22 protein-coding genes are annotated in these 23,716 nt (G+C 72.5%); 13 read left to right on the top strand and 9 right to left on the bottom strand.

Features of this window, described 5'->3' with window-relative positions:
* Positions 1–108 precede the first annotated feature (108 nt).
* Positions 109–939 carry a sigma-70 family RNA polymerase sigma factor gene (locus U8525_RS15830; RefSeq protein ID WP_374266413.1) on the top strand — a complete coding sequence of 277 codons (831 nt, stop codon included), beginning with the start codon at positions 109–111 and terminating at the stop codon, positions 937–939.
* 85 nt (positions 940–1,024) lie between these two features.
* Here U8525_RS15830 and U8525_RS15825 read toward each other — a convergent pair whose 3' ends face one another.
* On the bottom strand, positions 1,025–2,101 hold the full coding sequence (locus U8525_RS15825) for an aminomethyltransferase family protein (protein ID WP_374266411.1): 1,077 nt from the start codon (positions 2,099–2,101) through the stop codon (positions 1,025–1,027).
* Between the two features lie 38 nt (positions 2,102–2,139).
* Here U8525_RS15825 and U8525_RS15820 point away from each other — a divergent pair, with 38 nt between their 5' ends.
* The 3 genes from U8525_RS15820 to U8525_RS15810 are packed head-to-tail and all read left to right on the top strand — an operon-like array spanning position 2,140 to position 4,258.
* Complete coding sequence (locus U8525_RS15820) at positions 2,140–2,466, top strand: cupin domain-containing protein (RefSeq protein WP_374266409.1); 327 nt, start codon at positions 2,140–2,142, stop codon at positions 2,464–2,466.
* The gene (locus tag U8525_RS15815) at positions 2,463–3,869 is read left to right on the top strand and encodes a thioredoxin domain-containing protein (RefSeq protein ID WP_374266407.1); all 1,407 of its coding nucleotides are present in this window, start codon (positions 2,463–2,465) and stop codon (positions 3,867–3,869) included. The genes U8525_RS15820 and U8525_RS15815 overlap by 4 nt, the downstream gene beginning before the upstream one ends.
* A gap of 11 nt (positions 3,870–3,880) precedes the next feature.
* Positions 3,881–4,258 (top strand): translation initiation factor, encoded by a 378-nt coding sequence (locus U8525_RS15810; RefSeq protein WP_374266405.1) that lies wholly within the window; start codon positions 3,881–3,883, stop codon positions 4,256–4,258.
* Between the two features lie 63 nt (positions 4,259–4,321).
* Here the strand turns inward: U8525_RS15810 and U8525_RS15805 are convergent, their stop codons facing one another.
* A complete protein-coding gene (locus tag U8525_RS15805; protein WP_374266403.1) occupies positions 4,322–5,329 on the bottom strand; it encodes an isocitrate dehydrogenase (NAD(+)) in 1,008 nt (335 codons plus the stop codon).
* Between the two features lie 342 nt (positions 5,330–5,671).
* Between U8525_RS15805 and U8525_RS15800 the strand changes: the two genes are divergently transcribed.
* Positions 5,672–7,855: a hypothetical protein gene (locus U8525_RS15800; RefSeq protein ID WP_374266401.1), complete on the top strand. Its 2,184-nt coding sequence runs from the start codon at positions 5,672–5,674 to the stop codon at positions 7,853–7,855.
* 93 nt (positions 7,856–7,948) lie between these two features.
* Positions 7,949–9,865, top strand: a complete 1,917-nt coding sequence (locus U8525_RS15795) for a HEAT repeat domain-containing protein (RefSeq protein WP_374266399.1) — start codon at positions 7,949–7,951, stop codon at positions 9,863–9,865.
* Positions 9,866–9,867: 2 nt separating this feature from the next.
* Here U8525_RS15795 and U8525_RS15790 read toward each other — a convergent pair whose 3' ends face one another.
* Positions 9,868–10,644 carry a DUF2270 domain-containing protein gene (locus U8525_RS15790; RefSeq protein WP_374266397.1) on the bottom strand — a complete coding sequence of 259 codons (777 nt, stop codon included), beginning with the start codon at positions 10,642–10,644 and terminating at the stop codon, positions 9,868–9,870.
* Positions 10,645–10,817: 173 nt separating this feature from the next.
* Here U8525_RS15790 and U8525_RS15785 point away from each other — a divergent pair, with 173 nt between their 5' ends.
* Together U8525_RS15785 and U8525_RS15780 are read left to right on the top strand one after the other, a co-directional pair.
* Positions 10,818–12,866: a response regulator gene (locus tag U8525_RS15785; protein ID WP_374266520.1), complete on the top strand. Its 2,049-nt coding sequence runs from the start codon at positions 10,818–10,820 to the stop codon at positions 12,864–12,866.
* A 40-nt stretch (positions 12,867–12,906) separates the two neighbouring features.
* Complete coding sequence (locus U8525_RS15780) at positions 12,907–14,148, top strand: tetratricopeptide repeat protein (RefSeq protein ID WP_374266395.1); 1,242 nt, start codon at positions 12,907–12,909, stop codon at positions 14,146–14,148.
* A gap of 6 nt (positions 14,149–14,154) precedes the next feature.
* On the opposite strand, the gene U8525_RS15775 is transcribed toward U8525_RS15780, so the two are convergent.
* The 3 genes from U8525_RS15775 to U8525_RS15765 form a co-directional block, all read right to left on the bottom strand.
* Positions 14,155–15,486, bottom strand: a complete 1,332-nt coding sequence (locus U8525_RS15775) for a type II toxin-antitoxin system HipA family toxin (RefSeq protein WP_374266393.1) — start codon at positions 15,484–15,486, stop codon at positions 14,155–14,157.
* Between the two features lie 3 nt (positions 15,487–15,489).
* Positions 15,490–15,735 (bottom strand): helix-turn-helix domain-containing protein, encoded by a 246-nt coding sequence (locus U8525_RS15770; protein ID WP_374266391.1) that lies wholly within the window; start codon positions 15,733–15,735, stop codon positions 15,490–15,492.
* 120 nt (positions 15,736–15,855) lie between these two features.
* Positions 15,856–16,473 carry a DUF4230 domain-containing protein gene (locus U8525_RS15765; RefSeq protein ID WP_374266389.1) on the bottom strand — a complete coding sequence of 206 codons (618 nt, stop codon included), beginning with the start codon at positions 16,471–16,473 and terminating at the stop codon, positions 15,856–15,858.
* A gap of 95 nt (positions 16,474–16,568) precedes the next feature.
* On the opposite strand from U8525_RS15765, the gene U8525_RS15760 reads away from it, so the two are divergent.
* Positions 16,569–17,171, top strand: coding sequence for a 2OG-Fe(II) oxygenase (locus U8525_RS15760; RefSeq protein ID WP_374266387.1), 603 nt, complete (start codon positions 16,569–16,571; stop codon positions 17,169–17,171).
* A 115-nt stretch (positions 17,172–17,286) separates the two neighbouring features.
* On the opposite strand, the gene U8525_RS15755 is transcribed toward U8525_RS15760, so the two are convergent.
* Entirely contained in the window at positions 17,287–17,823 is a 537-nt protein-coding gene (locus tag U8525_RS15755; protein WP_374266385.1) for a hypothetical protein, read from the bottom strand.
* Between the two features lie 257 nt (positions 17,824–18,080).
* Here U8525_RS15755 and U8525_RS15750 point away from each other — a divergent pair, with 257 nt between their 5' ends.
* Positions 18,081–18,785, top strand: a complete 705-nt coding sequence (locus tag U8525_RS15750) for a hypothetical protein (protein ID WP_374266383.1) — start codon at positions 18,081–18,083, stop codon at positions 18,783–18,785.
* 51 nt (positions 18,786–18,836) lie between these two features.
* On the opposite strand, the gene U8525_RS15745 is transcribed toward U8525_RS15750, so the two are convergent.
* A complete protein-coding gene (locus U8525_RS15745; RefSeq protein WP_374266381.1) occupies positions 18,837–20,369 on the bottom strand; it encodes a hypothetical protein in 1,533 nt (510 codons plus the stop codon).
* A gap of 161 nt (positions 20,370–20,530) precedes the next feature.
* Here U8525_RS15745 and U8525_RS15740 point away from each other — a divergent pair, with 161 nt between their 5' ends.
* Entirely contained in the window at positions 20,531–21,277 is a 747-nt protein-coding gene (locus U8525_RS15740; RefSeq protein ID WP_374266379.1) for a hypothetical protein, read from the top strand.
* Positions 21,278–21,329: 52 nt separating this feature from the next.
* Here U8525_RS15740 and U8525_RS15735 read toward each other — a convergent pair whose 3' ends face one another.
* Positions 21,330–21,887 carry a helix-turn-helix domain-containing protein gene (locus U8525_RS15735; protein ID WP_374266377.1) on the bottom strand — a complete coding sequence of 186 codons (558 nt, stop codon included), beginning with the start codon at positions 21,885–21,887 and terminating at the stop codon, positions 21,330–21,332.
* A gap of 90 nt (positions 21,888–21,977) precedes the next feature.
* Here U8525_RS15735 and U8525_RS15730 point away from each other — a divergent pair, with 90 nt between their 5' ends.
* Together U8525_RS15730 and U8525_RS15725 are read left to right on the top strand one after the other, a co-directional pair.
* On the top strand, positions 21,978–22,694 hold the full coding sequence (locus U8525_RS15730; RefSeq protein WP_374266375.1) for an SDR family NAD(P)-dependent oxidoreductase: 717 nt from the start codon (positions 21,978–21,980) through the stop codon (positions 22,692–22,694).
* Complete coding sequence (locus tag U8525_RS15725) at positions 22,691–23,713, top strand: S-adenosylmethionine:tRNA ribosyltransferase-isomerase (RefSeq protein ID WP_374266373.1); 1,023 nt, start codon at positions 22,691–22,693, stop codon at positions 23,711–23,713. Before U8525_RS15730 ends, U8525_RS15725 begins: the two co-directional genes overlap by 4 nt.
* The last annotated feature ends 3 nt before the right edge of the window (positions 23,714–23,716 follow it).

The raw sequence follows: 23,716 nt of genomic DNA, 5'->3' as shown, positions 1-23,716 counted from the left end.
GCCGGATTCCCGCTATGCAGCTCCATGCGGATGACCAGGTCGTCATCCTGACGACCGGGCGGTCTCCGCCTGCGACGTGACGGGGACACGTGGGGAGGTGACCGGGCGATGTCGACGCGAACCGATGAGCAGTTGATGGAGGCCGCGCGCGCTGGCGACGACAAGGCGCTGGATGAAGTCCTCGCCCGCCACGAGAAGCAGGTGTATCGCTTTGGCCTGCGCATGTGCGGCTCGGAGGAAGACGCCAGGGAGGTCCTCCAGGAGACGCTGCTCGCGGCCTTCCGGGGCATCCATGCGTTCCGGGGCGACGCGGAGCTGTCCACGTGGCTGTATCAGGTGGCCCACACGCACTGCTTCCGCCTGCGCCGCAAGCGCGCCGGCGCGCCCGAGGAGTTCCAGCCCCTCGACTCACCCGCGGCCACCCGCGTCGCCGCGGAGGAGGCCCCGCCAGACATGGTCTCCCATGCGCGGCAGCTGGGGGAGATGTTGCAGGCGGCCATCCTCGCGCTGCCGGAGGCCCAACGCGAGGTGCTCATCCTCCGGGACGTGGAGGGGCTCTCCGCGGAGGAGGCGGCGAAGGTGGTGGGCATCGAGGTGCGGGCGCTCAAGAGCCGGCTGCACCGCGCGAGGCTCCAACTGCGCGAACACCTCTCCACGCTGATGGGGGAGGGCGCCCAGGCGCAGGCCCCGGCGTGCCCGGAGCTTGCGGGGGAGCTCTCCGAGTTCGCCGCGCAGGAGGTGGATCAGGCCACCTGCGTGCGTCTGGAGGCGCATCTGTCGAGCTGCCCGCGTTGTCGCGACGCGTGCGACGCGCTCAAGCGCACGGTGTCCCTGTGCCGGCGCATCCCGGGGGACGAGGTGCCCGCGCCCGTGCGCGCGGCGGTGCGCCAGGCGCTGTCACGCGCGCTGCCCGCCCACCCCGCGGACCCTCCGGCCTGAGGGGGGCCCGCCGTCGCCGCACGGCCGCCGCGAGGGCCGGTCATGGGCGCACGTCGGGGCCGGGGGAGCCCCCGCGCAAGGCCCCCTACGCGGCGGTGAAGGGCAGGGCGGCCACGGTGACGGTGCCCGCGCCATCCCCCAGCGTCAGCTCCGTGCCCGGCTCCAGCGAGTCGCGGTGCACGTAGCCCAGCGCCACCCGCTGGCCCTTCACCGGGGACGTCACCACGCTGGTCACCCAGCCCACCTTCTTCTCCCCCTTGCGCAGCTCCGTGCCGGGCGCCGCGTCCGCTTCACCCAGCAGCAGCCCCGCCAGCTTCCGGTTCATGTGCCCGCGGAAGGTGGCCCGGGCGATGACCTCCTGCCCGATGTAGCAGCCCTTGTTGTAGGAGATGGCGTGGGTGAGGTTCGCCTCCAGCGGGATGGTGGTGTCCACCATGTCCTGCCCGTAGCGCGGCACCCCCGCCTCCACCCGCACCCGCTCCAGCGCGTCGAAGCCCAGCGGCTTCAGCCCGTGCGCCCCGCCGGCCTGGACCAGCGCCGTCCACACCGCCTCCAGCCCCGCGCGCGGCACCAGCACGTCCACGCCGGACAGCCCGCCCGGCAGCGCCGTCCCCAGCAGCCACACGTCCTGCCCGGCGATGGCCGCCTCGCGGCTGGCGAGCGGCGCCAGCGGCTCGAAGGGGCCGCCCAGGACGGCGGCCAGCACCTGGGCCGTCCGGGGGCCGAGCAGCTTCAGCCAGCCTGCCTCCGGGGTGCCGTCGTGCAGCTCCGCGTCCTCGGAGATGAGGTATTTGTCCAGGAACTCCCGCACCTTGGCGCCCAGGCCGGGCTCCAGGTCCAGGAGGAGGTCGTCCTCCCGCTTGAGGATGCGCGCGTCTCCCACCATGGCGCCCTTCACCGTGAGGAAGGCGGCGTAGGCGGCCGAGCCCACCGGGAGGTTCTTCACCTCCTGGGTCACCATGCCGTGGAGGAAGGAGGCGCGATCCTCCCCCGTTATCCGGAGGATTTCGCGGTAGGACGCATCGTGCAGTGCCACGGCGTCACGGGCCGCGCCATACTCCGCGCCCACGTCTCCATACCCGGCCACCACTTCGCGGCCCCCCACCGGAATGAAGCGGGCACCCACCCGCTCGTGAACAAAATGCAGCGTCAGCGGTTCCATGCCCGTCGCTATATAGAGGCGCAGGAGCGGATGCCACGATGGATGTGAAGCAGCTTGCGGCCTTCCAGGGCTTCTCCCCGGAGAAGCTCCAGAAGCACGCCGTCTTCCAGTCCGGTCGCTTCTTCCTCGACGTCTACTGCCTGACCCCGGGCCAGGCGCAGAAGCCCCACCGGCACGCCACGTCCGACAAGGTGTACCTCGTGCTGGAGGGGCGCTGCCGCTTCCGCATCGGCGACGAGGAAGCGACGCATGGCCCCGGTTCCACCCTCTTCGCCCCGGCGGGCACCGAGCACGGCGTCGTCAACGACGGCCCGGACAACGCCCGCCTCCTCGTCTTGATGACCCCGCCTCCGGAGCACGCATGAGCAAGAAGGCCCCGACCCCGGCCGCCCCCGTTCCCACCCGTGGCGCACTCGCGCTGTTGGTGCTGGGACTCGTCACCAGCGGGCTCGCCGTCTACCAATGGCTGGAGCTGCTCACGGTGCGCGCTGGCGGCACCACCGCGTGCAGCATCAGCGAGACCGTCAACTGCGCCACCGTCTGGAACTCGGACTTCGCCAGCGCCGTGCACGACGCGCTGGGCATCCCCATCGCGGGCCTGGGCCTGGTGTGGGGGCTGGCCGCAGTGGGGCTCGCCGCGCTGTACCTCGCCTGGGTGAAGGCGGGCCGCTCCGTGCGTCCGGCCGCCAACGGCCTGCGGCTCCTGGCGCTCGCGGGCGTCGTCTCCATCATCGTCTTCGCCGTCGTCAGCGCCCGGCTGGGCGTGGTGTGCCCTACCTGCATGGGCACCTACGCGCTGGTGCTCGTCTTCACCGGCGTGGCCTGGCGCGGCCTGCCCGGGCCCCTCCTGCCCCAGGCGGGCGAGTGGGGCGACACGCTGAAGTGGACCGTGGGCGTCGCCGCCGTCGCCTTCGTGGCCATGCAGCTGCCCGGCCGGGCCACGCCGCACGCGCCCAAGGCCGGCGCCTTCCTGCCGCCCGTGGCCTCCACGCCGGCGCCGTCGCAGGGCGGCTCCAGCAACACCCCCCCTCCGCCGCCCGCGCCGCCGGCCACCCTGGACGCGTTCCTCGCCAGCCTGCCGCAGGACCAGCGCCAGTTCCTGGCGGACGCGCTGGCCGTGTACCGGGCCGCCACGCCGAAGCTCGGCGCCTATCCGCCGCGCGCCCTCTACGGCCCCGCGGACGCGCCGGTGAAGGTGCTGGAGTGGACCGACAGCAAGTGCCCCCACTGCAAGGCGCTGGTGGAGGAGCTGGCCCTCATCAAGCAGTACGCTCCGCAGGGCACGCTGTCCGTGGAGGCGCGGCAGTTCCCGCTGGATGGCCAGTGCAACCCGGCCATCCCCAACCGCGGCGGGCCGGACGCGCTCAGCGTGCGCTGCGCCGCGGCCCGGGCCACGGTGTGCCTGGAGGGCGCGAAGGACTTCTGGGCGCTGCGCGAGCGGCTCTTCGCCGCGCAGGCCTTCCTGGACACCGACAAGGTGATGGAGATCGCCAGCTCCGGCTCCGTGGCGCGCCCGCAGCTGGAGGCGTGCATGACGGCGCCGGAGACCATCGGGAAGCTGCGCCAGGACGTCGAGTACGCCCTGCGCTACAACATCCAGGGCACGCCGCTGGTGCTGGTGAACGGCCGGGAGGTGCCCCCGTCCGCGGCCCTCATCTACGCGCTGGTGCTGGCGGGCGGCAACCCGGACGCCCCCGCCTTCAGCGCCCTGCCGCCCGCGCGCGCGCGCGGCGCCGCCGGGGGCCACGAGGGCCACGCCCACCCGTAGGGGACGACGCCATGGGCAAGCGCGACAAGAAGGAAGAGGCCCCGCCGCCGGGGCCGTTCAACAACCCCTTCGCCGCCCTGTCCGCGCAGCGGGACGCGCTGCCCGCGGGGCCGCCGCCCCCCGCCCCCCGGGAGAAGCCGGAGCCGAAGGGGCCCGCGCGCGCCGTGGTGCGCATGGAGCGCAAGGGCCGGGGCGGCAAGGAGGTGACGGTGGTGGAGCAGCTGGGGCTGCCCGCCGCCCAGCTGGACACCTGGCTCAAGGCGCTCAAGGGCGGCCTGGGCTGCGGCGGCGTGGTGGAGGACGACGCGCTGGTGTTGCAGGGCGACCAGCGCGAGCGGCTCCCCGCGCTCCTGGAGGCGCGGGGCGTCCGCAAGGTCGTGGTCGGCTGAGAGACACGAAGGGGGCGGAGGCGGACCTCCAGCCCCCCTCGGGCGCGCCGCGCGCGCGGAGGACTACAGCGCGGCGATGATGGCGTTGGTGAACTCGGCCGTGGTGGCGCTGCCGCCCAGGTCGCCGGTGCGGACCTTGGACTCGCCGCCGTAGACCTTCTGGATGGCGTTGGACATGCGCTGGGCCTCCTCCTTGAGGTCCAGCCACTCCAGCATCATCACCGCGGACATCATCAGGGCGGTGGGGTTCGCGATGCCCTTGCCCGCGATGTCCGGGGCGGTGCCGTGCACGGCCTCGAAGACGGCGGTGCGCTCGCCGATGTTGGCGCCCGGCACCATGCCCAGGCCGCCCACCAGGCCCGCGCACAGGTCGCTGACGATGTCGCCGTAGAGGTTCTCCAGCACCATCACGTCGAAGCGGGTGGGGTCCTTCACCAGCTGCATGCAGAGGTTGTCGATGATGACGTCATCGAAGGCGATCTCCGGGTACTCGCGGCTCACCTTGCGGCAGCAGTCCAGGAAGAGGCCGTCGGACAGCTTCATGATGTTCGCCTTGTGGATGGCGGACACCTTCTTGCGGCCGTTCTTCCTGGCGTACTCGAAGGCGAAGCGCGCGATGCGCGTGGAGGCCTTCTCCGTGATGACCTTGATGGCCTCCACGACGCCCGGCACCACGATGTGCTCCAGGCCCGCGTAGAGGTCCTCGGTGTTCTCACGCACCACCACGACGTCCACGTTCTCGTAGCGCGTCTTGACGTTGGGGACGCTCTTCACCGGGCGCAGGGACGCGTACAGGTCCAGCCGCTTGCGCAGGCCCACGTTCGCGGACGGCAGGCCGCGGCCCACCACGGTGCCCGTGGGGCCCTTGAGCGCCACGCCGCTGCGCAGCACCGCCTCCACCGTCTCGTCGGGGAGGTTGGTGTTGAACTTGGCCACGACCTCCGTGCCCGCGTCCTTGAACTCGAACTCGAGGGGGACCTTGAGGGCTTCGAGGACGCGGATGGTGGCCGCGGAGACCTCGGGGCCAATGCCGTCGCCGTTGATGACCGTCACAGTGCGCGTGTTCGCCATGGGGGCGGTTCACACCACAAATCCGGGAGGGCCGGAAGGGCGAAAGCGGTCGGGGTTCACCCCGGGGCATGGCCCCCATCAGCCCGGGTGGGGGCCGTCCGGCCGCCCGGCGGGGGGCCGTGGGCGCGCCCGGCGTGTGTCAAACATGTCTCGCGCCCGGAGGTCCGGGTGTCTGTCGTTGCCCCGCGGGCAACGGCGGAGCCCGCCGTTTGTGGCCTGTGTGTCCTCAGGGCCCGCGCGGCTCCCTCTGGCGCCCTCGGTGCAGGGCCCCGGCACGCGTCGTGCTCATGGCGGCGGTGTCCGGGCCGTGCCGGCCCGTGCGCTCCCGAGGTGAGGCTTTTCATGAGCATGCGCAGAACCCCGTTCCGGCTGCCGCGCCCCGTGCGCTGGGCCGTGCTGTCCACCGTGACGCTGGCGGCGCCCCAGGCGCTGGCGGAGTCGTGCCCCCAGCCCACGCTGACCGAGTGCTCCAACGTGGACTACCGCGCGTCCGCGTGCGGCCAGGAGCACGACGCGTACTGCCAGGGCCTGCTGGAGTCCGAGTGGAAGGAGCGCTACACGGTCGCGTCCAAGCGCGCCGCGCTGCTGCCGGAGAGCATGGGCGGCGGCGTGGAGACGGTGGCCGTGCAGCCCAACGCCGTCACCGACACGCTCTTCTCCGGTTCGGACGAGTCCATCGTGGGCCAGGTGCAGCGCGGCCAGGTGCTGGCGCGCAAGGACTACAAGAACCTCACCAAGGTGGAGCAGGCGTACTACAAGCAGCGCCAGGAGTGGGACGCCAACGGCGTGCTGGAGCGCTCGTGCCAGGAGTACGTGCACGAGAAGCACTACGACTACAGCCGCTTCGAGCAGGACGCGGGCCGCTTCGGCGACGACTTCCGCGCCGTGTTCGCCCTGGCCTACAGCTCCAGGGGCATCGCGGAGCGCACGCTGTACAGCAAGGACGGGGAGAAGCTGGCCCCCCTGTGGGACGGCAAGACGCGCGTGGCGAAGAACGCGTACTTCCGCTTCGCGCCGGGGCCTTACCCCAAGGGCGCCAAGGCCTACGCGTTCACCTCCGAGGCGGCGAAGAAGGCGAACAACGTGGAGGCCCGCCAGGCGGTGCTGCCCTCGGACGCGTGGCACCAGTCCATGAGCAAGGCGCTGAGCAAGGTCGCGGACGACGTGCTCGATGACTCGCAGCGGCGCCAGGAGGCCTTCTCCGCCCTGCTGGACCAGCGCGCCGCCGTCTACGCCGGCTGGCAGCGCGAGTCGGAGATGCTGCGCGGCCGCGACCTCCCCACGGCGGAGCTGGACGCCAGGGTGGCCGAGCGCCTCTACGGCCTGGACAAGGCCCTGGAGGAGGCGCTGGTGAAGGCCGACAGCGAGGGCTGCCTCGTCACCGGCAAGACGACGGCGTGTGACTGGAGCCCCCGCCGCTACAAGGCCATGGTGGACGAGGTCATGGTGCCCCGCCGCGAGGCGGACCTGCGCCAGTGCCTCACCGTCACCGGCAACGACTTCGGCGCGGAGAGCTTCATCCGCAACGCGGACCGGCTGAAGCTGAAGGGGCTGGAGCTGAAGGACTACACGCTCAACCCGACGCTGGTGAGCGCCTACGTCAAGGCGCTGGCGGAGTACCTGGCGTCGCAGTCGACGCAGGAGCAGCCGCCCACGAACCCGGTCACCATGACCAAGCGCCAGTCGCAGGACTTCTCCGCGGGCGGCTACTCGGGCGACAACAACTTCGGCGGCGGCTACTCGCTGCGCGCGGGCTGGGAGATCAGCACGCCGGGCTCCGCGTTCAGCGGCAACTGGTGCGACACCAACGCCGCCATCTTCAGCGAGCTGGGGCTCTACGCGAACGTGTTCAGCCCGACGCGCACGGAGGTCGCCTGGCTGTACGGCCGCGCGTCCACGCAGCCCTCCGCCATCCGCGCGGAGCTGCGCGCGCGCGTGCTCGGCAGGTCCATCTTCACGTTCGACCAGTCCTACCCGACGCGCTTCACCTTCATCGAGCGCAAGCCCTTCGTGGACAAGGACGCGGCCAGGGGGAGCGCCACCTTCATGGTGTGGTTCATCCCCGTGACGGTGAGCGGCGGCCTGTCCGTGGAGGTCGGCATCGCCACGTCGATGGGCGGCGCCCTGGGCCGTGACTGCACGCGCAACCTCATCACGCTGGACCTGCTGGGCAACATCGGGCCCTACGCGGCCGCCAACGGCTTCGTGGCGGTGGCCATCGGCGTCCCGGGCTTCCAGGTGGGCGTGCGCGGCACCCTGACCCTCGTGAACTTCAGCCTGCCGCTGGAGGGCCGCATCGGCGTCGCGCTCAGCTCGCCCACGCACCCGACGAACCCCAACACGCTGTTCCTGGGGCTGGGGACCAGCCTCAACATGACGCTGCGCACGCTGGACGGCCGGCTCTCGCTGTTCGGAGAGCTGGGCTTCCTGAAGGCCGAGTTCCCCATCGTGTCGTGGCAGGGCATCGGCACCAGCGCGCAGCTCTTCAACGACCAGCACTACCTGCCGCTCGCGCAGCTCTACTGAGCCGCGCGCTCGCAGGCCCCCCCGGGGCCGGCTCCAACGGCCCCGGGGGCGTGGTTCCCCGCTTCTTTCGACTTCTTGCTTCGGGAGTGTTTCATGCGTCGCTCGACCCTCGTTCGTGGCGTGGCCGGCCTGGGCGCCCTGGTGTGCCTGGGGGCGCTGGCCCTCTGGCTGTCCGCGTCGTCTCCGTCCGCCGCGACCGTGGAGGCCTCCGAGTCCTCCCACCGGCTGCCGCTCTTCCGCTGGCGCGTGGGCGAGGCGCACACCTTCCACCTCGTCTGGGACGACCTGACGCGCGTGGCGCTGCCCATGCCGGGGCCGGACGCGAAGGCGCAGGCGCTGGAGGGCGTGCTGCACCTGGACGGCGAGCTGACGCTCCAGGCGCTGGAGTCCCGCGCGACGGGCACCCGGCTGCGCCTGACGCTGCGCCGGCTGGCGCGGCACGAGGCCGTCCTCTCCGGACAGGCGCTGCTGCCCGACGCGGCGGCGCTCCAGGCCCACCTGCCGGACACCGCCAGCGCGTGGCTGGAGCTGGACGCGCGCGGCGCGCTCCAGGCGGTGCGCTTCTCCGAGGCGGAGCCCCCGCTGTTCCGCCAGCTCGCGCAGACGCTGTCGGCGGAGCTGTTCCCCTCGGAGCTGCGCGACGCGGAGTCCTGGACCGCCACGGAGTCCACGCAGACGGGCGAGGTGGCGGCCACGTTCGCCTTCGAGCCCGGGGACGCCTCGCGGCTCACGCGCCGGAGGTCTCGCTACCAGCGCCTGCGCGCGGCGGGCGCGTGGCCGGTGGCGAAGCAGGCGCTGGGCTCGCTCACGACGTTCGACCGCGACGCGGAGGGCCACCTCGTCGCCATCTCCCAGGACGAGGTGCTGGACGCGCTGGGCGCGGACGGGCAGGCGCTGGTGTCCAAGCGGCTGCGCCTGCGGCTGACGTACCAGTCGCGGGAGCTGCGGCCCCTGCCGCCGTCGGACGAGCAGAAGCTCGTGGTGCGCACGCCGTCGCAGATCGCCTTCGAGGCGGACGCGGAGCTGGGCCAGCTGCGCAGCCAGGCCGAGGGCATGACGGTGGACGAGCTCCTGGAGACGCTGGAGGACGCCACCAGCCCGGACTCCATCGCGGGGCTGGACGTGTTCGCGCGGCGGGCCATCGCGGCGCTGCAACTGGAGCCGAAGCGCTGCCAGGAGCTGGCGCGGCTGTTCCTGAAGCCGGGCACGCACCCGGGGCTGCGCGAGCTGATGCTGGACCTGCTGGTGGGCGCGGGCCACCCGCAGGCGCAGGCCACGCTGCGCGCGCTCCTCCTGGCGCCGGAGGCCCGTGAGCACGCGGGCGCCTACGTGATGATGGTGCAGCGCGCGGGCTTCGTGACGAAGCCGGAGCCGGAGCTGGGCGTGATGCTCAACGGGCTCCTGGACCGCGCCCGGACGGAGCACGACGTCCCGGTGGAGCGGGCCACGTCGTACGCGCTGGGGGCCTGGGCGTCGCGGCTGGACCCGGCGTCGGCGGAGGCCCGCGCCGCGCTGCGGACGCTGGAGAACGCGGTGGCCGACGCGTCGGGGGACGAGGCCCGGGCGCACGCGCTGCGCGCGCTGGGGGGCACGGCGGCGGAGCGGCTGGTGGACGTGGTGCCGCCGCACCTGCGCGCGGAGTCCCCGGACGTGCGGGCCGCGGCCGCGGATGCGCTGCGCCAGGCCCCGCAGGAGCTGGCCACGCGGCTGCTGCTGGACGCGCTGGAGACGGAGACCGACCGGGGCGTGCAGCGGGCGCTGCTGGACGCGCTCAACACGCGGCCCCTGGACGCCGTCGCGCTGGAGCACCTGCGGGCCTGGGTGGTGTCCGGGCGGCTGGCGCCTGGCGAGGAGCCCGCGCTGCTCGCGGTCGCGGCGCAGCACCTGGAAGGGGGCACGCCCGTCTTCCAGATGCTCCAGGCGCTCGCGATGCGGCCGGACCTCCAGGCCCCCACGCGCGCCCGGGTGATGGCGCTGATGGCGCAGGTGGGCGCGCAGCTCGGCGGCTGAGGTCAGTGGTCGAACGGGTGCGGCGCGCTGGCGCGGACGCCGGGGGGGCGCGGGCGCTTGCGGCGCTGGATGGCATAGGGCCGGTAGAAGGACTCCCAGAGCGCGGCCCGGCGCCCTCGCGGCCGGGTGCGCAGCTCGCCCAGCGGCGCCCGGATGAAGAAGGACGCGGTGAAGAGGTACGCCGCCGCCACGGTGAGGAACAGCAGCGAGGCCATCACCACCGGCCCCGGGAGCCAGGCCACGTGCGCCCGCTCCACGAAGTCCGCGAAGTCCCGCGGCGGCCGCGGGTGGCTGTAGACCTTGAAGAACCAGGTCACCAACAGGACGATGAGGATGGGCCCGTAGGCGCGGTTGAGCCGCGTCGCGATGGCGGACACCAGCGACAGCTGGATCTGCGGCCGGGACATCTCCACCGCCAGCTCGCGCAGCGCGTCCGGGTCCACCGGCTCGCGCCGCAGCATGGGCGCCCACCAGCCGTCCTCCAGCAGGCGCACGCGGCGGTTCCACAGGTCGTAGTAGCGGTAGCGCCGCGCCTCGATGAGCAGGAAGGACACCACCATCCAGATGCCCACCAGGAACGTGACGTGCGAGCTCTCCGGCGTCGCGAAGCCGAAGGAGATGACCGCCGCCGTCGTGGTGAGCGCCCAGTTCGTGGTCGTGTCCAGCCGCGTGCGCCACGTGTCCGAGCGGCTCAGCTCGCCACGGAAGAGCTGCGCCATGGCCTGCTGAGAGATCTCGGGCTGCTCCAGGTCGTTCTTCCTGTGCTCCTTGGTGCTCATCCGTGCATGCAAAGGTGGGGACGGCCGTTCGCGGTGGCCAGGGCGGCCGGGCAGGCAGGCGCTCGGGGCCCGTGATGGAGGTGCCCCTGTGGGGTGGCGGACAGGGCCGCGCCGCGAGGAGGCGGGGGCGGGTGGCTGGCGGGCAGGGGCGTGCGCATCGTGCGCCCTTGAGCGTGCCTTCCTCCAATGACGCCATCGCCGCGCTGTCGGGCCTGCTCTCGGACGAGGGCGAGCGCATCACCCGCCTGTGGTCCAAGCGCCTGCGCGCGGAGACGTACGAGGTGGAGGTCCCCGGCCGGGACCTGCGCGCGCCGCTGCGCCACCTGCTGGACGAGCTTGGCCGGCTGCTCGAGGACCGGGGCGAGGACGCGGTGCGGCTGTGGCCGGAGGTGGTGCGCTCGCACGGGGCCTTCCGGTACGACCAGAACTTCGAGCCGGAGGACCTGACCCGCGAGTTCAAGTCGCTCCAGGAGGTGCTGCTCTACGTCTACGCGCGCCGCAACGGGGGCGTCATCGACGCGGACGTGGCGGAGCTGGTGTCGGAGCTCATCTGGGAGGCGGACGCGTCCGCGCAGGCCTCCTACGCGCGCGTGCTCAAGACGGAGGAGGTGCGCTTCCGCGAGGCGGCGGTGATGGAGTCGGTGCTCAACCACGTGGAGGTGGGCATCCTCCTGGCGGAGACGGACGGCACGGTGTCCTTCGCCTCGCCGCCGGTGAGCCGCCTGATGGGCGTGCCCATGCGCGCGGTGGTGGGCGCGCGCGCCGCCAGCTCGCTGGGGCCCGTGCTCCTCCAGGTCAACGCGCGGCACCCCACGGGGGAGCCCTTCAAGGTGCACGACATGCCCTTCCTGCGCGCGCTGCGCGAGAAGGCCCCGGTGCGCGGCGTGATGATGCAGGTGGAGCGCGCCGGCGGCGGGGACGCCACGCTGGAGATGAGCGCCACGCCGGTGTGGGAGGAGGACAACGTCCTCGCGGGCGTCATCCAGACCTTCAGCGACCGCACGGAGGCGGCCGTGAAGACCAAGGCCCTGGAGAACGCGCACGACGAGGTGCGCAGGCTCCAGGGGCAGCTCCTGCGGCGCACCCGGCAGCAGGCCCTGGGACAGCTGGCGAGCGGCGCCGCGCACGCGCTCAACAACTTCCTCAACGTGCTGCGGCTGCGCATCACGCTCCTGCAGCGCGAGTACAAGCCCGAGCACCTGGAGGCGCTGGACAGGACGGTGCGCCAGATTGGCGAGTTGGTGGCGCGGCTCCAGGAGTTCAGCGTGCAGCGCACCGAGGAGCGCCTGGGCAACGTGCCGGTGGACCAGACGGTGCGCGAGGCGCTGGAGCTGGCCCGGGGCGAGCTGGAGCAGCGCGAGCACCCGGTGCACACGGAGCTGGACCTGGGCTTCCCGTGGGGCGTGAAGGTGGACGCGGGCTTCTTCCGCGAGCTCATCGTCAACCTGCTCCTGTCCGCGCGCGACCGCATGGAGGGGGGCGGCACGCTGGTGGTCCGCACCCGTCCCATGGGAGAGGACTGGCTGGAGATGCGCCTGGAGGACGGCGGGCGGCCCTACACGCAGGACGCGCTGGCGGGCCTGTTCGACCCGCTGCGCCGGGACCCGGGGGCGCCGCAGTTCTCGCTGTTCCTGGCGGTGGCGCGCACGCAGGTGCAGCGCTGGGGCGGAGAGCTGACGGTGGAGAACCGGCGCGACGGCTCGGGGGCGAGCTTCATCGTGCGGCTGCCGCGCTTCCGTGAAGCCGCGACGGGCGCGCCCCTGTCCCCCGAGCCGCAGCCGCCGCCGCGGGTGCCGGCACACCCGACGCGCATGCCGGTGCGCGCGCGCCGCGTGCTGGTGGTGGACGACGACCTGGACAACGCGCGGATGATGGCGGAGGTGCTGGGCGAGGAGGGCTACGACGTGCAGGTGGCGCACAGCCCGGACGTGGCCCTGCGCATGTGGGAGCGGCGTCCCTACGACGCCGCGCTGCTGGACGCGGTGATGCCGGAGATGACGGGCTGGGAGCTGGCGCGCGAGCTGCGGCAGCGCACGCCCCAGGCCCTGCTGGCCATCGTCACCGGCATGGACGTGCGGGGACAGAACCGCGCGAGCCTCGCGCAGGTGGACGCCGTGTTCCGCAAGCCCATCGACGTGGGCGCCCTGGACGACTTCCTCTCCCAGCACCGGAGCGAGGAGGAGCCCGCTGAGCCGATGGACACGCACGATGCGACGCACTGAGGGGCTGGGCGCTCCGGGCGTGGACCATTAGAGTCCGCGCGTGATTTCCCCGGCGGAACTGGAGCGCCTGCGCCGCAAGGTGGAGGCGGGTGAAGTGCTCGGCGGCGCGGAGCTGGAGGCGCTGCGCGCGGAGGCCGCGCGGACTCCTGGCCCCACGCTGCGCCTCACCGTGGCGCATGCGTTGATCAACGCGGACGCGGAGCGGGAGGCCCTGCCGTGGATGCAGGCCCTGCGGCGGGACTTCCCCAAGGACCTCCAGGTGCGCCTGGGCCTCGCGCGAGCGCTGCTGGGGCTGGAGCGGCACCGCGAAGCGGAGGCGGAGCTGCGCGAGGCGCTGGTCCTGAGCCCGGGTGACCCGGAGGCCCTCAAGGTGCTGGCCGTGCTCGCGCTGCGGCAGGGAGAGGGCGCGCGCGCCCGCGCCTACGTGGCCGAGGCCGTGGAGCGGGATCCCCTCGACGCGGAGGCGAAGCTGCTGCGCGCGGAGCTGGAGGCCGCGGACCTGCCTCCGCCTCCCGCGCCCGAGGAGCAGGTCCTGCGCCCGGAGTTCACGGCCGCGCTCACGGCCGCGCTGGGGCGTGCGGGCATCGCCTTCCGGCGGCAGGGCCGCGACCTGCTGGTGAAGCTGGCCTCGGGCGGGGTGGGCCGCGTGGACGTGGGCTCGCTGTATGCCGCGTATCAGGAGGCCCCGGGCACGCAGGGGCTCACCGCGCACGTGGAGGCGCTGGCCACGCGGCTGGGCGGGTTGTCCTCGGGGGTGTCGCTGGACGCGCTGCGCCCGGTGCTGCGGCCCTCGGGCTTCGTGGCGGGGGCCCAGGGCGCGCTGTTCCGCCCGGGGCCCGCGGGCCTGGAGGTCTTCTACGTGCTGGAGGACGCGGAGTTCGTGCGCTACCTGCCGGCCTCCGCGCTGGAGGACGCCGGGCTCACGCTCGAGGCGGTGGACGCGGCGGCGTGGCACAACCTGGAGGCTCGGCCCGTGGACGTGCGGCCCGTCGTCATCGACCAGGGCGAGGTGCGGCTGGCGGAGGCGTTCTCTGGCATCTGGGCGGTGGCGGGCGGCGACGGGCACGACGGCGCACGGCTGCTCACGAAGTCGCAGCGCCGCAGGCTGGATGCAGCCACGGGCGGAGGCCCGCTGCGCGTGAGCCTGGGCCGCCGTGAGCTGGCGCTCCTGTGCCGCGAGTCGGACGGCGAATCGGCGCGGAGGCTCGCGGAGCTGGGGCACGCGCCGGACGGCGTGCCCGGGCTGTTCGTGCTGGAGGGGGACGTGTTGCAGCCGAAGTGACAGCAGCTACTTGATGAAGCCGTCCTTCGCAGCCTGGGCCTTCTTCAGCAGACCTTCCAGGATCGGAGCACTGACGGTGTCCGGAAGGTCGTTGGGCAGAGAGGACCGCACCTGCTCGACGACTCCGGGAGTCTGCTCAATCAGCTCCTCGAAGAGCTTGGGCGCGGCTGCCCCGAGGCCGCACTTGTGTGCGGTTTCGATCCAGTGCGCTACGCGGATCCCCTTCCATTCGTAGTGCCGGTTCTTGCCGATGACCGCCATCGCCATCTTCACCCGATGGGGTGAGAGTTGATGCTGTTTGCGGCCCAGAAAGGGATAGGCGGAGATGACGTCGTACCGGGGCGTCAGCCTGAAGCGCCCTGCCGCTTCAATGAACACGCTGAAGTTCTTGGCATGGCCATCGATCGCGCACAGCAACCAGAAGAGGAACTGCGTCTTGAGGAAATCAAGGCGATCCTCCTGGGCCTGGGTCGAGCCCAGAAGCACCTCGAGGATCCTCGGTATCCCAGGACCTCCATCACGCTCGTATTTCTTGCCCGGTGGGGTCTTGGTCACCTGGCAGAAGTCCTCCTGCGGGAGACGCAGGATCCATTCGCCACTCGAAGCCACCTTGCGGTCGAAGCGCGTCACGACGAGCACTCGCTGGTCCCCGAAGCTCATGAGGTCGGACGACGCGCAGGGGATGCCGTAACCGCGAAGGAGTCGGGCGCAGAGCCATTCGTTCTCGACGGAGTTCGAGAGGTCGACACCTGGGTGCGCTGAAGCGGGGATGGGGAGCTTGAAGATGTGGGTCGTGGGCGTGGTGCCCTCGGGAGCCCACCATGCGTTGTCGTGCCAGAGGAGTGCGGTCTTCTCCTGGGCGCCCGCAAGTGAGATTCGGAAGTCATCAGCGTCCTGCGCACCCAGCGTGGGAGTCCGCACGCGGGCCAGGATGTTTCCGATCTCCGCGGGTGAAAGCTTGCGTCCACGAATGCGGTGGACGTCTGGCGCTGTGGCATCGGGCCGGAGAAGTTGGACGGCCCCCACGCAGTCACGCCCGACCTCCTCAAGCAGATCGAATGGTGAGGTCGAGGCGGCGCCAAACCGGTTCATCATCCGTCGGCGGATTTCGTCGCTGTCCGGCAGCAGGTTGTCGAAGAAGGGTTGGACCACGTCGGTCCTGTACGGCTCCCGCGAGGGCCGCAATGGCATCGAGAGCGACAGGGGCCGGGCCAGAGGCGAAAGGAGCCAAGCGTCCGCGTAGGCGAAGCGATGTTCGCCGTGGTGGACGGTCCATTGACCCACGCGCTCGCCATTCATCCACACGTCAAGGGCGCGTGTCTTGGAGGGGCGGGCCATGGGCTACCACTCCGATGCTGTCTTCTGGGCCCCACGGTCGCGCAGGACCAGCTCTACGTTCAATCCCGCGAGGATCCGGAACAGGCGCTCGACCCCTATTCGGTCTGGGTGCGTTTCGGCGAAGGAGATCGCGCTTTGGGCGACTCCGATGGTTGCCGCCAGTTGCCCCTGGGTGAGCCCGCGTTCCCGACGGTATCCCCGGAGGATCGAGCCGAGCTGCTCTGGGGTCTGGACGAGAAAGGGGCGCACGCGTTCTCCGGTGGATGAGCCGGGAAATATACCGGTTAGCAGATATCCTTAAATTATCTTCTCCATAGGATATTTGTTCAGTATCCGCTCGGAAAGATAATGGCGCGGTCTCTCCCTGGGTCAGCCGGCCGCTCCCACAGGGAGGGTTTCAACAAAGCGCACCTCGCGAAAACCCAGCGTGAGCAGCAGCCCCCGCAGCGAGCGCTCCGCGGACTGACGCGCCTTCTCTTGGAGGCGCGTGTCCTGTCGCACCTCCCTTTCAAACGCCAGCCGGGCCTTCTCCAACAGCTGCGCTGTCTGCGCGCTGTCCAGGTTGGAGTCGATGACCTCCGTCTCCCCGGGCCGCAGGGCCACCGTGACCTGGAGCGGCGGCAGGAGCACGTCCACGCGCGTGCCCACGGCGCGCAGGTGGCTCGAGTCGAAGCGCTGGAAGTCAAAGCCCAGGTGCGCGTCCGCGAACACGATGGCGCGGCCGTGCGGGTCCTGGAGCGTGTAGCTGGCCCAGAGCAGCACGTCCTTCCACAGCGCGTCCGTGGCCTGCGGCTCCGGCGTGAACGTGACCTTCTTGTAGAGGGACACGTCCAGCGTCTCCAGCCGGGCCACCTCCCGCATCTGCTCCACCACCGCCGCCGTGTCCGGCAGCCGGGGAGCCGCGGGACGCAGCAGCACCCAGGCCCCGAGCGCGCCGAGCGCGACCGCGGCGAGGAGGGAGAGGGTTCGCGAGGCGTTCTTCTCCATGGGCCGGAAGTCTACCCACTTCCGGAGCGGGGGCGTCCTGGTGCAGCGTGCGGATGCGGGCTTCCGGACGGGTGCCCGAAAAGGAAAGACCCAAGGTGGAGCTGACGGGCTCGGAGGTGGAGGCCCTGGGCTCGCATGGGTACTTCGTGCGGGATGGCTTCCTGGGCGAGGCGCTGGCGCTGAGGGTGCGGGCCGTGGCGCTCGCGCGCGTGGAGGCCCGGACGCTGAGACCCGCGGGCATCCGGCGCGGCGCGAACCACACGCTCGACACCTCCGTGCGCGGGGACCACATCGAGTGGGTGCTGCCCGGCGCCTCTCCGGAGCTGGATGCCCTGTGGCACCGCTTCCAGGCGCTGGGGGAGGTCGTGTCCACGGGCGCGTACCTGGGGCTGGGCCGCTTCGACGTGCAGCTCGCCTGCTACCCTGGCGGCGGGACGCACTACGCCCGCCACCTCGACGCGTTCCCGGGCCAGTCCAACCGCCGCCTCACCGCTGTCTGGTACGCGAACGCGGATTGGAAGCCGGAGCACGGCGGCGTGCTGCGCCTCTTCCCGGAGGGCACCGACACCCCGGTGGATGTGCCGCCGGTGCTGGATCGCGTGGTGGTGTTCCTGAGCGAGCGGCTGGAGCACGAGGTGCTGCCTGTCCATGCTTCACGCCTGGCCCTCACCGCGTGGTTCTCCGGCCAGGGCCCGTAGCGGCGACAGCCTCACCCCTGCGCCGAGCATGTCGTGGGCGCGCGGCTTCCCCCACCCGACCACGTCGAGCCGCACAGCCGGGCCACCCCGCTCCCCGCAGGACCTGTCGCGGCGGCTAGCCCGCATCGTACACGCCCGCGTCGTACACACCGGCGTCTTGGGCCGGCCCCGGTCCCGCGTCGTAGCCCGCGTCCCAGTCCGGACCGGAACCCTCCAGCGTACCGATGATGTAGATGTCGCCCGTCCCCGTGCCCGGGCAGTTCCGCGAGTTGCGCATCAGCTGGAGCTGCGCGTACGCCACGGAGCCCTGGTACACGTCCACGGTCGTGCCGCCGGCGTACACCTCCAGCCCCATCCGGTTGTAGGCCTTCACCTCCACGAGGCGCCGGGGCCCGACGGGGATGTTGCTCAGGTAGCCCTCGATGTAGCCGTTGCCCACGTACAGGGACTGGGGGGACGGCGGCGGGAGGTCCTGCGCGCTCACGGTCGCGTAGGCCGCGACGACACCGCACGCGTCCCCCGCGAGCGAGATGCGCATCTTCACGGACTCCGTGCTCTCGGGGTCGCCGGAGTCCTCCGGCCCGCCCCCGCAGGCCGCGAACAGCAGCGCGCAGCCCGCTCCCAGCGCGACACTCCATCCGGCTCGCTTCATGAGGTCCCTCTCCCTGGTGGCGCGTCCTTCGCGCGACCTTGAGACACGCGGCCCGTCCGGCTTGGGACATGCCCCCGTGACGGAGCGCGCGGATGGCAAGGACACCTGGCGGAAGGGGCTCGGGGCCTGCCTGCTCCACGGCCGGCCCGGACCCGCGCGGATTCCAGGAGGAGCGGCGGCGTCCGTGGCACCTGTCGCGTGACGGAGGCGTGTCTACGTTCTTCCCCAGTCATCTCTTTGGACGGGGGATTGAGAACATGTTCCAGAACAGGACGAAGCGTCACTGGGTGGTGGGACTGGCGTTGGGGGCATCCATGGCGTTCCTCGCCGGGTGCGGCAGCTCCAGGTCCGCGCGCGTGGACGACGCGATGATGGCCCGCATCCCCGAGGACCAGCTGGGCGACGTGCGTGAAGCCCAGCTGTCCCGCACCAAGGCCGCGGACAACGTGACGCGCGCCGAGGTGGCGGTGCGCGACGCCGAGCGCGCCGCGGAGGTGGCCCGCCGCAACGGCGACGCCGCCAAGAGCCGCATGGAGGCGGAGAAGGCCGCGGTGAAGGCCGCCGAGGCCACCGGCCAGCGGGCCTCCATCGCGCAGGCGCAGTCCAGGCTCCAGGGCGCTGATGCGGGCCGCGCCGCCGCGGACGCCGAGGTGGCCTGGCACGACCGCAAGGTGGACACCGCCAAGGCGGAGAAGGACGTGCGCGCCGCGGAGCTGAAGGTGGCGGACGCGGAGCTCAACCTGGCCCAGTACCAGGCGCTGGAGAAGAGCGGCGACGTGCGCGCCAAGGACATGTCCGAGGCGAACTTCATGTCCGCCGTCGCCGAGGCCAAGCGCGAGGTGGAGGACGCCCGGCGCCGCGTGGACGAGCAGAGGCGCGTGGAGCGGGACGCCCGCGCCGAGTGGCAGCGGCTGCGCTCGCAGGCCCCGCAGGGCTACGGCGGCAGCGGCGACGCGAACTGACGCGCCCGTGTGAAGGGACGGGCCCCGGGCGTGCACCCGGGGCCCGTGGGGCTACTCCACCTTCAGGGTGGCGGTGCCCTTCAGGTCGCGCTGGAGGGTGAGCCAGAGCGCCTTGCCCTCCGCGTCGACGGACGCGAAGTAGTCCGTGTCCGCGGCGAGCGGCTGGCCGTCCAGGGTGACCGCCTTCGGCGCGGCGGTGGCGGTGTAGTCGTGCACCACCAGCATGGGGTGCGCGAGCGTGCGCCCCGCGGTGTCGAAGGTCAGCGTCACGCGGTTGGAGGCGGCGTCCGCCTCCCACGTGGCGTACACGGGGTTGTAGCCGGCGACGTCATACGCGACGGCGTCCGAGCGGCCCACGCCTCCCGGGCCCCGCGTGCGCACGGTGCCCTCGGAGGCGGTGAGCTTCACGCCCTGCCAGGCCTCCACCTCCGACACGAGCGACAGCACGGGGTTGTCCGTGTGCGTGCCCAGCACCATGAAGACGGAGTAGCTCTGGTAGGGGTGGCCGGAGAGCATCACGCCGTCGTCGCCCAGGCGCGGGTACTGCGACAGGCCCACCGCGCCGAAGTTGCTGCCCCACGCGAGCCGGTGGGAGTTGGTGACGGCGGGCAGCTCGTACTGGTTGAGCTGGTAGGGCCAGTTGTAGTCGGTGGGCATGGGGCCGTTGTCGTGGCGCGTGCCCCACTCCGGGTACAGCCAGTAGCCGCCCGCGGGCTTCTGCTCCCACGTCTGGGTCTGCACCGCGCCCATCTCCGCGTCCGGCGCGGCGGTCCACATGCGCGTGTAGGGGACGACGTTGGGCTCGCGGTAGTCCCAGCCGGTGTTCATCGTCACGGGGGAGGAGAGGGTGGTGAAGCGATAGCGGTCGCCCCAGCCCAGGCCGGCGATGTCCGTGTTGGCGTTGCCGTCGAAGCCCAGGTCGCCGTAGGGCGAGCGCACGTCGGCTTCAATCTGGTTCGCGGGGAAGCCGGACGCGTCGTGGGTGATGGCATACAGCGGGTGGTCCCGGCCGGTGGCGAACAGGTACTGCACGGTCACCTGCACCACGTGGCCGTCCAGCGACAGGGGCCACTTCAGCTCGTGCAGCGCGTGGTGCGCGCCCTTGAAGACGACGCGGCCGGTGCCTCGCACGTCCTGCGTCCAGGCACCCCACGTCTGGCCCTCCTTGAGGTGGCTGGTCACCATGCCCCAGCCGGGCACCTGCGGGTTCTGGCCGTCGCAGACGCGCTCGGTGCCCGCGACCTCGTAGGTGTAGCGGCGGATGTAGCCGCCGTGCCATCCGGCGGGGTCCGCCGCGTCGTTGCGAACGAGCGACACGGAGCGCACGTGGCAGTCGCCATCGCGCCAGACGTAGCGGTCCGTCTTGAAGTCGCCCAGGTCCCGGGCGCACTGCAACCGCAGCGGCGCGCACGTCCCGCTGGCCGGGTCGGGGGTGTCACTCTCCTCGCACGGGTCGGTGACGGGGGTGGGGTTGGGGTTCTCATCGTCGTCGGGGCGCACGTCCTTGCCGCCACAGGCGGCGAGGCCCAGGGCGAGCAGGGCCACGGTGTGTCGAGCGAAGGGATGGGCGGGCTTCAAGGTCATGGTCGTTGTCCGGGGTGTGAGCCGGAGGCTTTGCCACCTTCACGCACGGTGATGCAAGCCGCCACGCTGGGACCGAGGTCGCCAGAGCGGGCAGGCAGCCGGGCGGCGGAGGGCCCGGAGGGGAGGCTCCGGTGCGTCGGGGCCGTGCCCATCCTGTTCGCATGGCGAACGGACGGCAGCTCGTCACGGTGGGACTTCTGGGCCTCGTCGCGATGCCGGCGCTGGCGGCGGAGGGGGTACAGGGGCGGGTGCAGGAGTTCTTCCTGGGGGACGGGGCGCCACCGCAGCAGCGGGGGCAGGTGGAGCTGGGCACGGGGCTGGAGTGGACGCGGCGGGACGACGAGACGCGCTTCGAGTTGCCCGTGCGCGGCGAGTACGGCCTGAGTGATCGCGTGCAGGTGGAGGCGAAGGTGGCGCTGACGACGCCGGAGGAGCCGCGCGGGCTGGACACGGCGGAGGCGGGCATCGGCCTGGCGCTGGTCAATGACCGACGGCGAGGCTTCACGCTGAGCCTGGGCCTGGACCTGGAGGCCACGCGCGACATCGAGGACGAGCGCTTCCGCCCGGGCTTCGAGCCGTACCTGCTGGCGTATCAGGACGTGGGGCCGGTGGGCTTCAACCTCCAGCTGAAGGCGGAGCAGCTGCCCGGGGTGCGCGGGCTGGAGCGCGAGCTTCATCCGGACCTCGCGGCGGGAGCGGTGCTGGCATTGGGCCCGCTGCGGCCCCTGGTGGAGGCTGGCTGGCGGAACGAGGCTGGCGCCTCCACGGTGCTCCTGTCACCAGGGCTGCTGGCGCGCCCGGTGAAGTCCTGGGAGCTCGGTGTGGCGGTGCCCTGGAGGTTCCGCGCCGGTGGCGCCCGGGATGTGGGCGTGATGGGGATGCTGACGTGGCAGGGCGGTGGGGCGTAGCCGGCGGGTTCGCCGCGCTTCAGCGCTTGCCGTGCCTCGACAGGCGCGCACTTCAGAATGACGGCGCGAGCAGCACGACGGAGTAGCCCACCGCCGTGCGCGTGCCGTGATTCTCGTAGGAGTGCTTCTGGTCTCCCCGGAAGACGACGACGTCGCCGGCCTCCAGCACGAAGCGCTCTCCACTCGCCACCAGCGCGAGGGTGCCGGACTCGCAGGCCAGGTACTCGCGGGTGCCCGGCGTGTGGGGCACGCCGGTGATGCGCGCGCGCGGCGGCAGCTCCATCCGGTCGAACTCCATGCCCGGCAGCGGATCCGGCAGGAGCTTGCGCAGGAGGGCCGCGCCTCGCTGGCGCATGGGCAGGCTGTCGCGCCGGTAGTGCCGGGCGCTCGCCTTGGGGCGGGCGAGCAGCTCCTCCAGGGACACCTGGAGCGCCCCCGCCACCCGGTGCAGCACCGACAGCGTGGGGTTCGCCGCGCCGGACTCCAGATGCGCCCAGGTGGCCCGGGGCACGCCCGCCAGCTTCGCGAGCTGCACCTGCGTGGCCCCTCGCGTCTCCCGCAGGGTCCGCAGGTTGCGCGCCAGCCTGCCCGGAAGGTCCTCGTCGCTCATACGCTGGCATTCTGCCAACGCATTGGCGCCCATGCCATCCCGTCGGAACCCGCCCGCTATCCCTGGCCCAAGGAGACACCTGCCATGGACATGCGGAATCAAGCAGTGCTGGTGACGGGCGCGAGCCGGGGGCTGGGCCGGGCCCTGATGGAGGCCTTCGCCCGCCGGGGCGCCCGGGTGGTGGGCGTGGCGCGCGACGCCAGGGCCCTGGAGGCGGCGGTCGCGCCCTTGAAGGCCCAGGGGTTGGCGGTGCACGGGCTCGCCTTCGACGTGGGCGACAAGCAGGCCATCTACCCGCTGGTCGGCGCCGCCACCGCGCTGGTGGGCCCGCTGGACGTGCTCATCAACAACGCGAGCACCCTGGGGCCCACGCCCCTCCCGCTCCTGCTGGACACCGCGTGCGAGGACGTGTCGCAGGTGCTGGAGGTCAACCTGCTGGGCCCCTTCCGCCTGACGAAGGCCGTGGCGGGGAGCATGGTCGTCCGGGGGCGCGGGCTCATCCTCAACATCACCTCCGACGCCGCCGTGTCCGCCTATCCCCGCTGGGGCGCCTACAGCGTGTCGAAGGCCGCGCTCGAACACCTGACCCGCCTCTGGGCCTCGGAGTTCGAGGGCAGCGGCGTGCGCCTGCTCACCGTGGACCCCGGCGACATGGACACGCGCATGCACCGCGACGCGCTCCCGGACGCCGACCCCTCGGCGCTGGCGAAGCCGGAGGACGTGGCCGCGCGCATCCTCGCGCTCGTGGAGGCCCGCGACGCCGCGTCCGGCCAGCGCTTCGAGGCCGCGAAGTGGGAGGCCGCATGAACGCCGCCCGCTGGCCCCGGGAGCACCCCGACTCCGCGCGGCTCCTGCACGTGGAGCCCCGCCGCGAGCGCTTCTCCGACTCCGTCGCCTCGGCGCTGCCCGACCTCCTGCGCGAAGGCGACCTGCTGGTGATGAACGACGCGGCCACGCTGCCCGGCTCGCTCATGGGCCGCACCGCCGCGGGCGCCGCCATCGAGCTGCGGCTGCTCGCCCAGGAACCGGACGACACCTGGACCGCCGTCCTCTTCGGCGCGGGCGACTGGCGCCGGCGCACCGAGGACCGGCCCCCACCGCCCGAGCTCCCCGCGGGCGCGCGCCTCGACGTCGGCGGGCTCTTTGCGCGGGTGGTGGAGGTGCTGCCTCCCTCGCCGCGTCTCCTGCGCGTGGCCTTCGACCGGCGCGGCGCGGCGCTCTGGCAGGCGCTCTACACGGCGGGCCGTCCGGTGCAGTACGCGCACACGGCGGGGCCGCTGGCGCTGTGGCACGTGCAGACGCTCTACGCCTCACGGCCCTGGGCCGCGGAGCCGCCGTCGGCGGGCCTGCCCCTCACCGCGTCCGTGCTGCTGCGGCTGAGGGCGCGCGGCGTGCGCTGGGCCTCCCTCACGCACGCGGCGGGGCTCTCCTCCACGGGCGACGCGGCGCTGGACGCGGCGCTGCCCCGGCCCGAGCGCTCGGACATCCCCGAGCGCACGGTGTCGCTCGTGGAGGAGACCCGGGCTCGGGGCGGGCGGGTGGTGGCGGTGGGCACCACCGTGGTGCGCGCGCTGGAGGGACGCGCGACGCAGCACGGGGCGCTGGTGCCGGGCGAGGACGTGACGGACCTGCTGCTCGGGCCCGGCTCCGTGCCCCGCGTGGTGCACGGGCTGCTCACCGGCGTGCATGCGCCGGGGAGCAGCCACCATGCGCTGCTCCAGGCCTTCGCGCCGCCTCCGCTCCTGCGCCGGGCCTCGGCGCACGCGGAGGCCGCGGGCTACCTGGGGCACGAGTTCGGTGACACGTGCCTCCTCCTGGACTCCTGACGC

The sequence above is a fragment of the Corallococcus sp. RDP092CA genome (genome assembly GCF_041903675.1).
Classification (GTDB): domain Bacteria; phylum Myxococcota; class Myxococcia; order Myxococcales; family Myxococcaceae; genus Corallococcus.
This window is presented reverse-complemented; position numbering and strand designations above follow the sequence as displayed.

What these genes read in the sequence shown, in the direction of transcription:
- U8525_RS15830 (WP_374266413.1), top strand. Translation starts at nt 109, where the DNA reads ATGTCGACGCGAACCGATGAGCAGTTGATGGAGGCCGCGCGCGCTGGC.
- U8525_RS15825 (WP_374266411.1), bottom strand. Translation starts at nt 2,101, where the DNA reads ATGGAACCGCTGACGCTGCATTTTGTTCACGAGCGGGTGGGTGCCCGC.
- U8525_RS15820 (WP_374266409.1), top strand. Translation starts at nt 2,140, where the DNA reads ATGGATGTGAAGCAGCTTGCGGCCTTCCAGGGCTTCTCCCCGGAGAAG.
- U8525_RS15815 (WP_374266407.1), top strand. Translation starts at nt 2,463, where the DNA reads ATGAGCAAGAAGGCCCCGACCCCGGCCGCCCCCGTTCCCACCCGTGGC.
- U8525_RS15810 (WP_374266405.1), top strand. Translation starts at nt 3,881, where the DNA reads ATGGGCAAGCGCGACAAGAAGGAAGAGGCCCCGCCGCCGGGGCCGTTC.
- U8525_RS15805 (WP_374266403.1), bottom strand. Translation starts at nt 5,329, where the DNA reads ATGGCGAACACGCGCACTGTGACGGTCATCAACGGCGACGGCATTGGC.
- U8525_RS15800 (WP_374266401.1), top strand. Translation starts at nt 5,672, where the DNA reads ATGAGCATGCGCAGAACCCCGTTCCGGCTGCCGCGCCCCGTGCGCTGG.
- U8525_RS15795 (WP_374266399.1), top strand. Translation starts at nt 7,949, where the DNA reads ATGCGTCGCTCGACCCTCGTTCGTGGCGTGGCCGGCCTGGGCGCCCTG.
- U8525_RS15790 (WP_374266397.1), bottom strand. Translation starts at nt 10,644, where the DNA reads ATGAGCACCAAGGAGCACAGGAAGAACGACCTGGAGCAGCCCGAGATC.
- U8525_RS15775 (WP_374266393.1), bottom strand. Translation starts at nt 15,486, where the DNA reads ATGGCCCGCCCCTCCAAGACACGCGCCCTTGACGTGTGGATGAATGGC.
- U8525_RS15765 (WP_374266389.1), bottom strand. Translation starts at nt 16,473, where the DNA reads ATGGAGAAGAACGCCTCGCGAACCCTCTCCCTCCTCGCCGCGGTCGCG.
- U8525_RS15755 (WP_374266385.1), bottom strand. Translation starts at nt 17,823, where the DNA reads ATGAAGCGAGCCGGATGGAGTGTCGCGCTGGGAGCGGGCTGCGCGCTG.
- U8525_RS15750 (WP_374266383.1), top strand. Translation starts at nt 18,081, where the DNA reads ATGTTCCAGAACAGGACGAAGCGTCACTGGGTGGTGGGACTGGCGTTG.
- U8525_RS15745 (WP_374266381.1), bottom strand. Translation starts at nt 20,369, where the DNA reads ATGACCTTGAAGCCCGCCCATCCCTTCGCTCGACACACCGTGGCCCTG.
- U8525_RS15740 (WP_374266379.1), top strand. Translation starts at nt 20,531, where the DNA reads ATGGCGAACGGACGGCAGCTCGTCACGGTGGGACTTCTGGGCCTCGTC.
- U8525_RS15735 (WP_374266377.1), bottom strand. Translation starts at nt 21,887, where the DNA reads ATGAGCGACGAGGACCTTCCGGGCAGGCTGGCGCGCAACCTGCGGACC.
- U8525_RS15730 (WP_374266375.1), top strand. Translation starts at nt 21,978, where the DNA reads ATGCGGAATCAAGCAGTGCTGGTGACGGGCGCGAGCCGGGGGCTGGGC.
- U8525_RS15725 (WP_374266373.1), top strand. Translation starts at nt 22,691, where the DNA reads ATGAACGCCGCCCGCTGGCCCCGGGAGCACCCCGACTCCGCGCGGCTC.